The sequence below is a fragment of the Sutterella sp. genome (genome assembly GCF_030539355.1).
Taxonomy (GTDB): Bacteria; Pseudomonadota; Gammaproteobacteria; order Burkholderiales; family Burkholderiaceae_F; genus Sutterella.
This window is the reverse complement of sequence record NZ_JAUNSF010000095.1, coordinates 1-11,445: the sequence shown is the minus strand read 5'-3', so window position 1 is coordinate 11,445 and position 11,445 is coordinate 1. Positions and strand designations below refer to the sequence as shown.

Sequence of the window (11,445 nt, the reverse complement as noted above, 5' to 3'; positions counted from 1 at the left end):
TAAGGTGAAGCCATTTTACAACATTACTTAACGGACTTTGCGAATGCTACACTAGAAAGCCCGCCGGCGTCACCGTTGACGGTTCTCCCCTTCCCCTTGCCTGATCCTGCCGACTTCCGTGTCGCGAAGAGAAAAGTCGTCACTCCCCGAGGAGGCGCCCGCGCACCTCTCCCGGCGTCATGCCGAAGAGTCTGCGGAAAGCCGTGCCGTAGGTGACGGCGTCCGAGTACCCGGCGCCCGCGGCCGCTGCCTTGACGGAGAGCCCGCGGGCGAGCGCGTCGAGCGACACCGAGAGCCTCGCGCGCACGAGCCAGTCGCGGTAGCTCATGCCGAGCTCGCGCTGAAAGTGCCGGGAGAAGGTCTTCGGCGTCAGATGCAGCGCCGCGGCGACCTCCCCGACGGGCCGCTCCCAGACGCGGTCGTGAAGAATCCCCGTGAGCACGCGCGCCATCGCGGGATCGCGCGGCATGGCGAGCGCCGTGCCGAGTTCAGGGCTCTCCGCGACGAGGCGCAGCGTGAGCGTGCTCATCAGGTCGAGCGTCTCCGCGGGAAAGGCCCTGGAGAAGAGCGCGGCCATCAGCTCGCGCACGAGCGGCGTCACCGCGAGCGTGCGGATGCGGTCGGGAAGACCGGCCGCGCGGGAGCGCTCCACGGGAAAGTAAAGGTTCCGCATCTGAGTGTCCGACAGAAACGTGATCGAGTGCGGCACGCCCGCCGGGATCCAGAGCGCCTGGAAGGGCGCGAGGATGCGCGGCACGCCCTCGCTCATGACGAGCATCACACCCGAGGCGGCGTAGAGGAGCTGGGAGTCCTCGTGCAGGTGCTCCGGGCGCCGGCCGCCCACCTCAAAGTCCCGCCCGAACTGCCGCCAGCCCTCGCCCGTCCGCCAGCTTTCCGGAAAATCCCGCAGTTCCCCCAGTTTTGTCCTTTCAGCCATGTTCAATGTCCTTTCGCCCACGCCCGAAGATTCTAGACTCTCACCCATGCAATGAGAAGCGCCTTGAGGGGACACCCGGGAGCCCCGGCGAGGCGCTAGACCCTTGATCAGATTCGGACAGATTCCCATGACGACGTTGACCGTTCAGCCCGACCGCTCCTCCCAGGCCATGGCCGCGGGCATCCTCGCGCTTGTCGCGGCCTCGCACTTCCTGAATGACATGCTGCAGTCGCTGATCCCGGCGGCGCTGCCGCTCCTGAAGGATGCCAACGGCCTCACCTTCGCCGAGGTGGGCCTCATCACGCTCACCGTGCAGATCACCTCGTCGCTGATGCAGCCGCTCGTCGGCTGGGCGACCGACAAGCGCCCGATTCCCGCGGCGCTCCCGGTCGGCATGCTCTCGACCTTGGTCGGCCTCATTCTCCTCGCCCGCGCCGATTCGCTTCCCGCCATCCTCTGCGCGGTCGCCCTCTTCGGCTGCGGCTCAGCCATCTTCCACCCCGAGTCGACGCGCGCCGTGCAGCTCGCCGCCGCCGGCAGGAAGGGCTTCGCTCAGGCGGTCTTCCAGGTGGGCGGCAACGCCGGCATGGCGCTCGGCCCCGTCGCCGCCGCACTCATCATCATTCCGAACGGCCAGGGCAGCATCAGCTGGTTCGCGCCGGTCGCCGCCGTGGCGGCGGTGCTCCTCATCCGCGTCGCCACCTGGACCGCCGGACAGGTCCGCGCGAGCGCCGCGAAGCGCAGAACCCAGGGCGCGGCCGTCGCGCGCGCGAACCTCGTCCCCATCTTCGTGATCCTCTTCGTGCTGATGTTCTCCAAGCAGGTCTACATCTCGAGCCTGCAGAACTTCCTCACCTTCTTCTCGATGGATCGCTACGGCGCGGACGCCGTGACGGCTCAGTTCGTCCTCTTCGCCTTCCTCGCGGCGAGCGCCGCGGGCACGATCGCGGGCGGCTTCATCACGGACCGCATCAGCCGCCGCACCGTGATGATTCTCTCAATCGTCGGCGCCGCGCCATTCGCGATCCTGCTGCCGCACACCGGGTTCGCCCTCATGGTGACGCTCGCCGTCATCGTCTCCTTCATCATGTCCGCGGCCTTCTCCGCCATCCTCGTGAGCGCCTTCGAGGCCGCCCCCGGTCACACCGGCATCATCTCGGGCGTGTTCTTCGGCTTCTGCTTCGGCCTGGGCGGCGTCGCGACGGCCTTCTTCGGCTGGCTCGCCGACGGCATCGGGCTCGAGAACGTCTTCGTGATCGCCTCCTTCACGCCGCTCCTCGGCATCGCCGCCTTCGCGCTCCCGAAGGACATCTGACACCCGAAACTCACCCTGTACACAAGGATCACTGCCATGAAAGACCGTCTCCCCGCTGATCTCCCGCTGCGCGCCTGCCGCCTCGCCGTCCCCTGCGGGACGCTCCTTCTCGGCGCCGCCGGAGACGAGCTTCTTTACTGCGACTGGGAGAACGGCTGGCACCGTGCGGTCGTGCAGAGCCGCATCGACCGCTTCGCCGGACGCCCCTTTGCCGAAGTAAAACTCGAGAGCAACCCGCTTCTCAGGGAAACCGCCCGCCAGATCGGGGAATACTTCGCAGGGAAGCGCCGCGCGTTCGACCTGCCGATCCGCTTCGTCGGCACCGACTTCCAGCGCGCCGTCTGGGAGGGCATCAAGGCGATCCCCTTCGGGAGCCTCGTCACCTACGACGACCTCGCGCGCGCGATCGGGCGGCCGGCGGCCTTCCGGGCGGTGGGTCAGGCCACGGGCGAGAACCCCTTCTCGATCATCGTGCCCTGCCACCGCGTGGTGGGGTCCGCACGGACCATGACGGGCTACGGCGGCGGCTACGCCGCGAAGAAGATGCTCCTCGAGCTCGAAGGGTTCACCGTCACGGGCGAGGACGGCGGCGCGGCGATCCTGCCGCGCGGCTGACGGCGTTCCCCAGCCCGGGGAGGCCGGGAACCAGTTCCGTTTCACGGTTACAAAACTGCCGCAAAGCGCTGTACATCAAATAGATACCATTTTCAGGGTCTCTTCCCCCAGCCTCCAAAGGAGACCCTCAATGCTCCCACTCATCACGCCCTCAACGCCGCTCCACACCTGCCGCTGCAAAACTCCCTTCGGCATGCTGCGCCTCGGTTGCAGCGACGATGACCTCCTCTTCTGCGAATTTGAACGGAGCAGCCACCGTCAGGCGGTCTCCGACCGCATCCTTCAGTTCACCGGCCGAGCCTTCCGCGAGGTGCCGGTGAAGAGCGACGGCATCCTCCACGAGACCGCTCGCCAGCTCGCCGAGTACTTCGACGGCCGGCGCCGCCACTTCGATCTGCCGCTCGGGTTCATCGGCACGGACTTCGAGCGCAGTGTCTGGGAAGCAATCCTCGACATCCCGTTCGGGCACCTCGACACCTGCACGGAGCTCGCCACGTCACTCGGCCGCCCCCAGTCCGCCAGCGCGGTCGGGCGTGCCGCCTGGCAGAGCCCCTTCTCCGTCATCGTTCCGCTTCACCGACTCCTCGGACATTACTGGAGGCCGGAGGAGCGCGAGGGGGAGTGGCGAACCTTCCGCACGCTCCTCACGCTCGAAGGCGCCCGCCCCGCCTGCAGACCCGATGACGCGCAGGATCTCCTCGACATCTTTCTCTGAAATCGGCAGAAACGGTCAAGGAGGCGGGAGGAAATGACAAGGGCGGCGGGGCCCGGTCTGATGAAATTTACCCATCAGATCAACAGTCCTCCCCGAAGGAGGAAAGAAAAGGAGTTCCGCCATGACAACCTCCGCCAGCAAGTCGCTCTCCCGCCGTCAGATGCTCTGCGCCGGCACCGCCGCAGGTGCCTTCGCCCTCGCCGGCTCCTCCCGCGAAGCCCTCGCCGCCGCGCCCGCCGCGGATCCGGATCCCGACTTCACCGCGACGCTGCTGCGCATGACGGACGTGAAGGCCCGCCGCGGGTCGCTCTCCGTGAAGGACGGCTACATCGCCCTCCTCTCGGTCATCACCGCGATCGGCCTCGAGGCGGACATGGAGCGCGCGGTCACGGCGGCGCTCGACGACGGCCTCTCCCCCGACGAGGTGAAGGAGACGGTCTACCAGGCCACGCCCTACTGCGGCATGGCGCGCGTCGCGCAGGTGCTCCCCGCCGTCAACGCCGCTCTCACGAAGAAGGGCGTGAAGCTCCCGCTCGCGAGTCAGGCGACCGTCACCGACGCCGACCGCTTCGAGAAAGGCCGTGACGTGCAGGTCGGCATCTACGGCGACCGCATCCGCAACATGCACAGGAACGCCGCCCCGGGCCAGAAGGCCATCATCGTCGACGACCTCTCGGGCTGGTGCTTCGGCGACTACTACACCCGCAAGGTCCTTGACCTCAGACAGCGCGAGCTCGTCACCTTCGTCGTGATCGCCGCCATGGGCGGCTGCGAGGGGCAGCTGCGCGGCCACACCTCGGGGAACATCACCGTGGGCGCGACCAAGCAGAACCTCATCGACGCGATCCGCATCGCCGAACCCTACCTCGGCTTCCCGAGGACGCTCAACGCCCTCGGCGTCGTGAACCAGGTCCTCAAGGAGGAGTGATCTCCCGACCGCTTCCTCCCCCGCGCCGCCGGCGGTCTCCTTCTCTCCTTTTGGGAGATGACGCGGCGCGGGGGAGTCCTTCCCTCGAAGCCTCCGGAAGCCCCGGAAAGTTTCAGGGCACCCGGGGCTTCGATTGGAATGAGCAAAACTTCGAGAAAATTTCGCAGGGGTCATTTCCTACAATCAATGCATGAATCATTCAGATTCATTCGTTTTTGCTAGGAGAAGACCATGCCTGCCATCAAAGACATCACCCGCCGCAAGATGCTCTGTGCCGGAACCGCCGCCGCTGCCGGCGCCATTGCAGCCACCAGCCAGGTTTTCGCCGCTCCCGCCGAGCCCGATCCTGATCCCGATCTCACGGACATGCGCGTGCGCATGACGGACGTCAAGGCCCGCCGCGGCTCGCTCTCCGTCAAGGACGCCCACATCGCCCTCATCACCGTCATCACGGCCATAGGGCTCCCCGGTGACATGGGCCCGGCCGTCGAGGCCGCGCTCAACGACGGCGTCTCGCCCGTCGAGATCAAGGAAGCCATCATCCAGACGACGCCCTACTGCGGCCTCGCCCGCCCGGCCTCCGTGCTCCCCGCCGTGAACGCGGTCATGAAGGCCCGCGGCATTGCGCTCCCGCTGCCCTCGCAGGCCACCGTCACCAACGAGACGCGCCTCGCCGACGGCATCAAGGTCCAGACGGGCATCTTCGGCGACCGCATCCTCGAGATGCACAAGAACACCCCGGCAGAGCAGAAGGGCATCATCGTCGACGACCTCTCGGGCTGGTGCTTCGGTGACTACTACACCAGGAAGACGCTCGACCTCCGTCAGCGCGAGCTCGTCACCTTCGTCACGATCGCCGCGCTCGGCGGCTGCGAGTCGCAGCTGCGCAGCCACACGAACGCCAACATCAAGGTCGGCGCGACGAAGCAGAACCTGATCGACGCGATCCGCATCGCCGAGCCCTACCTCGGCTTCCCGAGGACCCTGAACGCCCTCGGCGTCGTCAACGAGGTCCTCAAGGGCTGATACCCTGACATCTCTCTCCTGACAGAACTTCGCCCCGGTTCCCTGATCAAAGGAAGCCGGGGCGAAATGTTTCTGGCTGCGGCTCATTCCTCCACGGGGAACCCGACACAGCAGCTGTGCCGCTGACTTGCCGTACCCATGGCGTCCAATTGTGCATCCCCGGTGAGTTACGGTTGCGTTACAAGTTTTATAACGCTGTTAAAGGCAGACCGGGTGCCCCGCATGTTGCCCGAGCACAATTCCATACACCCCCCCCCTCACATAATCTTGGTATACAGCAAATAATCCAGAAATACCGCACACTTCAATGGCCGGCTTCGTCATAAAAACCAAATGGATATCGCAAAGCCGCGGCTGAAATCAGAGGCCCGTAAAAGGACATAGCATCATCCGCATGAAGACAAGTTCCGACGCTTCAGGGTTCCATCCGATCTTCCGAAATGGGAGAATCGGACAATCTTCCGTCCAATAACGGACGGCGACATAAAGCTCAACCCACTCAATCCCGAAGGAAACCTGCCCATGCTTCGCAAGCTTCTCATCTGCGCCGCTGCCGGCTCCGCCATTCTTCTCACCGGCTGCGCTTCCTATCAGAGTGACAGCGACGGCCTTGATGCCTCCAAGATCGACCCGTTCGTCAAGATGAACCAGACCACCGTGAAGGAGATCCGCGAACTTCTCGGCACTCCGACCGTCACCGGCGTCGCCAAGGAGGACGGCAAGAGCATCATCGGCTACGGCCTTGTCGGAACCGATGACCTCGCCTCCTTCGGCCGTAACTTCGGCAGAGGTCTGACCTTCGGCATCGCCTCCAGTTCCTGGGAATACAACGTGAAGAACGTGTTCTTCAAGTTCGACGACGAGGGCCGTGTCATTGACTACAAGAAGAACGGCCGCCGTTATGTCACGCGCAAGCGCCTGACTTTCTGGAATGAGTGCGAGCGCCCCATGACCATGGCGGAGATCAATTCGCCGGCGAATTACAGCGGCCGCGAAATCTGCAAGCTCTACCGCGAGGAAGTGGCCGCCGAAAAGGGCATCTCCCCGGATGCGGTGGATGACGAAGAGGAATTCGAGTGGTGCAACATTCCCTGTCAGGTTCGCCGCGGCGCCGTCGAGGCCTTCGGCGAGATTGAAAACATGAATGACAATGTTGACAGCGAAGAAGGCGACGGATCGAAGACCGAAGTGATCTTCCAGTAATCCTCCGCACTGACTCCCGCACACGAGACCCCGGTTCAGTTTGAGCCGGGGTCTCGTTCTTTCCGTGGCCCTCCCCCCTGCCCCGGGGCCCCGCAGCCCCTCAACAAACTGTTACGAACGGCCGCTTTCGTTTGAGTTTCACCGTCTTCGCTCTCCGGGACGCACCCTGCGCCGACAGAGCCGTTTGCCCTCGCACGGGAGGCTTCGCTAATATGCAGGAACTTTGCATCAGTCCGACGGGATAGACACTGCCTATAGTAGTGATAGCCGCTCCTGACCACATCATGTTGTAGTCGAGCATGAGCAGACGGCTTTGAGGTCTCTCCCGCTTCGGACGAACCCAACAGACAACGGAACCCCTCCATGACCGTCAGAATTGATCCGAGCCGGGACGCGCTCTTTGACGAACTCGGCCTCATGCGCCTGCGCGAGAGCTACATGCGCGACGACGAGAAGAGCCCGCAGGAGCGCCTCGCCTTCGTGGCCGAAGCGTTCGCGAGCGACCCGGAGCATGCCCAGCGCATCTACGACTACGCGAGCCGCCACTGGCTGAGCTTCTCGACCCCGATCCTCTCCTTCGGGCGCGGCAAGCGGGGCCTGCCCATCTCGTGCTTCCTCACCTACATGGATGACAGCGCCGAGGGTCTCGTCGACACGCTCTCCGAGGTGAACTGGCTCTCGATGCTCGGCGGCGGCGTGGGCATCCACGTGCGCATCCGCAGCGCCGACGAGAAGAGCGTCGGCGTGCTCCCCCACCTCAAGGTCTACGACGCAGCGTGCCTCGCGTACCGCCAGGGCTCGACCCGCCGCGGATCGTACGCCGCGTTCCTCGACATCAGCCACCCGGACATCGTCCAGTTCATCGAGATGAGGAAGCCCACGGGCGACCAGAACATGAAAGCCCTCAACCTCCACCACGGCGTCAACATCCCCGACGCCTTCATGGAGAAAATCGAGGCCTCGATGCGCGACGCCGACGCGGACGACTCGTGGGACCTGAAGCACCCCTCGACGGGCGAGGTGATCGCGACCGTCTCGGCCCGCGACCTCTGGCAGCGCATCCTCGAGATGCGCATGCACACGGGCGAGCCCTACCTCGTCTTCACGGACACGGCGAACCGCGCCCTGCCTCCATGGCTCGCCGACAAGGGCCTCAGGATCCACGGCTCCAACCTCTGCACGGAGATCTTCCTCCCGACCTCGCCCGAGAGGACGGCCGTCTGCTGCCTCTCCTCGCTGAACCTCGAGCACTACGACGACTGGAAGGACGACCCGCGGTTCATCCCCGACGCGATGGAGTTCCTCGACAACGTGCTGCAGTACTTCATCGATCACGCGCCCGAGCAGATCTCGCGCGCGAAGTACTCCGCGATGCGCGAGCGCTCGGTGGGCCTCGGCGCCCTCGGCTTCCACGCGTACCTGCAGAAGAAGGGCGTGCCGTTTGAGTCCGCGGTCGCGAAGTCGATCAACATGCAGATCTTCCGCCGCATCCGCGAGGGGTGCGAAAAGGCCGACGCAATGCTCTGCGAGAAGCGCGGACCGTGCCCGGACGCCGCGGACTCGGGCGTGAAGCGCCGGTTCTCGCACTGGATGTCGGTCGCGCCCAACGCGTCCTCGTCCCTCATCATGGGCGGCACGAGCCCCTCGATCGAGCCCTACCGCGCGAACATCTACCGCCAAGACACGATCTCGGGCGCCTACATCATGAAGAACCGGTTCCTTGCGAAGAAACTCGCCGAGCTCGGGCTCGACACCGACGAGGTCTGGGCGGACATCATCGCCCACGACGGCTCGATCGCGCACCGCGAGGACATTCCGGAGAACGTGCGCGCGGTCTTCCGCACCGCGATCGAGATCGACCAGCGCTGGATCATTGAGCTCGCCGCCGACCGGCAGCGCTTCATCGACCAGGGCCAGAGCGTCAACCTCTTCTTCTCGCCCGACGTCTCGATCCCCTACCTCCATGCCTGCCACTTCCTCGCCTGGAAGAAGGGCCTGAAGTCGATCTACTACAACCGCTCGGACAAGCTGAGGAAGGCCGACCGCGTGGGCGTCGTGAACGAGCGCCGCCGCATCGAGGATGAGATCAGCATGCGCGACGTCGCCGACGACACGACGTGCCTCGCCTGCGAGGGCTGAGCCCCTCCCCGGCTTCCTTTGGAACGGATTTTTTGGAAATGAAAGAAATGGAAGAGAAGAAGACCGACGGGGGCGGGCTGCTCGGCACCCGCACGAGCTACAAGCCCTTCGCCTACCCCTGGGCCTACGAGGCCTTCATGCAGTCCGAGCAGATGCACTGGCTCTGGACCGAGGTGCCGATGATCGAGGACGTGAAGGACTACCAGCAGAAGCTCACCGACTCCGAGCGCGACTTCCTCACGAAGATCCTGCGCTTCTTCACGCAGGGCGACATCGACGTCTCGGGCGCCTACGTGAACTCCTACCTCCCGCGCTTCCGGCAGCCCGAACTGCGCATGATGCTCTCGAGCTTCGCCGCCCGCGAGGCCGTGCACATCGCCGCGTACTCGCACTTGATTGAGACGCTCGGGCTCCCCGAGTCGATCTACAACGAGTTCCTCGAGTACGAGGCCATGGCCGCGAAGCACTCGTTCTTCAGCGAGGTGGAGAAGGACGAGAAGAACCTCGCCGCGCAGATCGCCGCCTTCTCGGCCTTCACCGAGGGCATGCAGCTCTTCTCGTCCTTCGTGATGCTGCTCAACTTCACCCGCAACGGCACCATGAAGGGCATGGGTCAGATCATCGCCTGGTCGATCGCCGACGAGACGCTCCACACCGAGTCGATGACGAGGATCTTCCGCGAGTACATCAAGGAGAACCCGGCGCTCTGGACCGATGAGCTCAAGGCCAGGATCTACGGCATCGCCGAGACGATGGTCGACCTCGAGGACCGCTTCATCGACCTCGCCTTCGGCGTCTCCGAGATGAAGCGCCTCACGCGCGAGGACGTGCGCGCCTACATCCGCTACATCGCCGACCGGCGCCTCACGGGCCTCGGCATGAAGGGCATCTTCAGGTCCGGCAAGAACCCGCTCCCCTGGGTCGACGCCATGCTCGGCGTCTCGCACACGAACTTCTTCGAGAACCGCGTGGTGGACTACGCCAAGGGCGCGCTCACGGGCGACTGGGGCGACGTCTGGGGCAAGGCAGGGAAGTAATTCCCCTCGCCCCTGCAGGCTGACGGGCCGCTTCCCTTGAGGGAACGCGGCCCGCTCTCCAAGGTCATTCGTTCTTCCAGAGCAGGTGCGCGTACACGCGGAAGCCGTGCTTCTCGTAGAGTCGGATCGCGCCGTCATTGCCGGCGACGACCTTCACCTCGATGCGGGTGACGGCCGCCCGGCGCAGTGTCGCCATCGCCCACTCCATGAGACGGCTTCCGTGCCCGCGGCCGCGGAAGGTCTCGCGCACGACGAGGTAGTCAATCTTGCCGGTCTGGCCGACGGAGTCGATGTCGACCTTCGCGAAGCCGATCACCGCACGGGTCTCGTCGTCCGACTCGATGACCGCGATGCGGGAGGTCCCGCGCCGGAGCGCCTCGTCGAACCCGGCGAGCGTCGTCTCGAAGGGCTTCACCGGCCAGGCGCCCGCCGAAGACTCCGTGTCGCCGAAGTGTTCGGAGACGCTGTTGTGCCAGGCGGCGAGCTCGATGAGAGAGGCGCGCAGCCGCGGGACATCCGCGGCGGTGATCTCCCTGAGTTCCAGTCTGTTCGTCATGGCGGACTCTTTCTCCGGGTTCCGGCCTCAGCGCGCGCCCGCAGGCTTCACGAAGTAGTTCACCCGGCCCTTCTCGATCACGACGGGCGGGTACTGCTGGCTCTTCGTCCACTGCACGGTGGGCATGTAGGCGTAGACATGGCCGGGGAAGAGCGGCGCGGCGTTCTGCATGAGCTCGGCCTCGTCGATCTTCTTCGGGTTCCCCGAGCGGAAGAAGAAGAAGGTCTTGCCCGCTTCGAAATGCCAGGCCTCGAAGGACTGCCCGAAGAAGGCCGAGGTCTCCGTCTTGCTGAAGCTCTCGCCCTTCACCTCGATGACGGCGTAGCAGGCCGTGTCCTTGCCTTCCTCGGGGTACGTGCAGCCGAGCTTCGGGTCGCGGATCTGCACAGCGACCTCGGTGCCCTTGCCCATGCCGGGGATGAGCGAGGATTTGTCAGTCTTGACAATCCGGGTCTCGGCCTCGGGCAGGCGGGCCTTCACGGCCGCCTCGACCGTGCCGGCGAGCTTCATCGCCCAGACGTCACGGGCGAGCTTCGGGTCGTCCGCGGGGACCTCGGAGACCGGAAGGTAGCCGACGAACCCGTTGTAGGCCTCGCCGGGCTTCCCTTCGATGAGATTGATGAGCGCCCCCTCGGCGCTGCCGACGAGGAGCGAGTCGATGACGAGGTTGTCGCGCTGCGAGAACTGCCAGTGCGTCTGCGGCGCGGCGGCGTCCGGGAGGAACTTGTCTCGGTAGCCGAAGAGCACGGCGATGTTCTTCGCGCGGCTCCACTCGGGGTTGCCGAGGTTATCGCGGTGCGCGACGGTGGTGCAGCCGGAGAGCACGAGCGTGCCCGCGGCGGCGAGGAATGTGATGGCGAGCGTGGTTTTCTTCATGAGGGACGTCCGAGGGAGTTCAGAACCGGGAATCGGCGTCCCGGGATTCCTCTATGGTAACCGTTCCGGGCGGCCCCGCCTCCCCTTGCAGGGGCAGT

The 11,445-nt window shown here is 65.2% G+C and carries 10 protein-coding genes and 1 pseudogene; 8 read left to right on the top strand and 3 right to left on the bottom strand.

Annotation, left to right across the window (positions count from 1 at the left end):
- Positions 1–139: 139 nt before the first annotated feature.
- On the bottom strand, positions 140–937 hold the full coding sequence (locus tag Q4F91_RS10905; protein WP_303337619.1) for a helix-turn-helix transcriptional regulator: 798 nt from the start codon (positions 935–937) through the stop codon (positions 140–142).
- 127 nt (positions 938–1,064) lie between these two features.
- On the opposite strand from Q4F91_RS10905, the gene Q4F91_RS10900 reads away from it, so the two are divergent.
- The 8 genes and pseudogenes from Q4F91_RS10900 to Q4F91_RS10865 all read left to right on the top strand — a co-directional run bounded on the left by Q4F91_RS10900 (position 1,065) and on the right by Q4F91_RS10865 (position 9,915).
- A complete protein-coding gene (locus tag Q4F91_RS10900) occupies positions 1,065–2,252 on the top strand; it encodes an MFS transporter (RefSeq protein ID WP_303337617.1) in 1,188 nt (395 codons plus the stop codon).
- 36 nt (positions 2,253–2,288) lie between these two features.
- Entirely contained in the window at positions 2,289–2,867 is a 579-nt protein-coding gene (locus Q4F91_RS10895; RefSeq protein ID WP_303337615.1) for a methylated-DNA--[protein]-cysteine S-methyltransferase, read from the top strand.
- 130 nt (positions 2,868–2,997) lie between these two features.
- Positions 2,998–3,582, top strand: coding sequence for a methylated-DNA--[protein]-cysteine S-methyltransferase (locus tag Q4F91_RS10890; protein ID WP_303337613.1), 585 nt, complete (start codon positions 2,998–3,000; stop codon positions 3,580–3,582).
- A gap of 121 nt (positions 3,583–3,703) precedes the next feature.
- Positions 3,704–4,510, top strand: coding sequence for a carboxymuconolactone decarboxylase family protein (locus Q4F91_RS10885; RefSeq protein WP_303337611.1), 807 nt, complete (start codon positions 3,704–3,706; stop codon positions 4,508–4,510).
- 231 nt (positions 4,511–4,741) lie between these two features.
- Complete coding sequence (locus Q4F91_RS10880; RefSeq protein ID WP_303337609.1) at positions 4,742–5,536, top strand: carboxymuconolactone decarboxylase family protein; 795 nt, start codon at positions 4,742–4,744, stop codon at positions 5,534–5,536.
- Between the two features lie 522 nt (positions 5,537–6,058).
- Positions 6,059–6,739: a hypothetical protein gene (locus Q4F91_RS10875; RefSeq protein ID WP_303337607.1), complete on the top strand. Its 681-nt coding sequence runs from the start codon at positions 6,059–6,061 to the stop codon at positions 6,737–6,739.
- Positions 6,740–7,093: 354 nt separating this feature from the next.
- Positions 7,094–8,878, top strand: a pseudogene (locus Q4F91_RS10870) (ribonucleoside-diphosphate reductase subunit alpha); the annotation flags it as partial.
- Between the two features lie 47 nt (positions 8,879–8,925).
- Positions 8,926–9,915, top strand: coding sequence for a ribonucleotide-diphosphate reductase subunit beta (locus Q4F91_RS10865; protein WP_303337621.1), 990 nt, complete (start codon positions 8,926–8,928; stop codon positions 9,913–9,915).
- A 64-nt stretch (positions 9,916–9,979) separates the two neighbouring features.
- Here the strand turns inward: Q4F91_RS10865 and Q4F91_RS10860 are convergent, their stop codons facing one another.
- Together Q4F91_RS10860 and Q4F91_RS10855 are read right to left on the bottom strand one after the other, a co-directional pair.
- A complete protein-coding gene (locus Q4F91_RS10860; protein ID WP_303337605.1) occupies positions 9,980–10,471 on the bottom strand; it encodes a GNAT family N-acetyltransferase in 492 nt (163 codons plus the stop codon).
- Positions 10,472–10,498: 27 nt separating this feature from the next.
- The gene (locus tag Q4F91_RS10855; protein WP_303337603.1) at positions 10,499–11,347 is read right to left on the bottom strand and encodes a hypothetical protein; all 849 of its coding nucleotides are present in this window, start codon (positions 11,345–11,347) and stop codon (positions 10,499–10,501) included.
- Positions 11,348–11,445: the final 98 nt, after the last annotated feature.

Bases quoted from the DNA above. Each gene is read 5' to 3' on its own strand.
- Q4F91_RS10895 (WP_303337615.1), top strand. From the start codon at position 2,289: ATGAAAGACCGTCTCCCCGCTGATCTCCCGCTGCGCGCCTGCCGCCTC.
- Q4F91_RS10890 (WP_303337613.1), top strand. From the start codon at position 2,998: ATGCTCCCACTCATCACGCCCTCAACGCCGCTCCACACCTGCCGCTGC.
- Q4F91_RS10905 (WP_303337619.1), bottom strand. From the start codon at position 937: ATGGCTGAAAGGACAAAACTGGGGGAACTGCGGGATTTTCCGGAAAGC.
- Q4F91_RS10865 (WP_303337621.1), top strand. From the start codon at position 8,926: ATGGAAGAGAAGAAGACCGACGGGGGCGGGCTGCTCGGCACCCGCACG.
- Q4F91_RS10900 (WP_303337617.1), top strand. From the start codon at position 1,065: ATGACGACGTTGACCGTTCAGCCCGACCGCTCCTCCCAGGCCATGGCC.
- Q4F91_RS10880 (WP_303337609.1), top strand. From the start codon at position 4,742: ATGCCTGCCATCAAAGACATCACCCGCCGCAAGATGCTCTGTGCCGGA.
- Q4F91_RS10875 (WP_303337607.1), top strand. From the start codon at position 6,059: ATGCTTCGCAAGCTTCTCATCTGCGCCGCTGCCGGCTCCGCCATTCTT.
- Q4F91_RS10860 (WP_303337605.1), bottom strand. From the start codon at position 10,471: ATGACGAACAGACTGGAACTCAGGGAGATCACCGCCGCGGATGTCCCG.
- Q4F91_RS10885 (WP_303337611.1), top strand. From the start codon at position 3,704: ATGACAACCTCCGCCAGCAAGTCGCTCTCCCGCCGTCAGATGCTCTGC.
- Q4F91_RS10855 (WP_303337603.1), bottom strand. From the start codon at position 11,347: ATGAAGAAAACCACGCTCGCCATCACATTCCTCGCCGCCGCGGGCACG.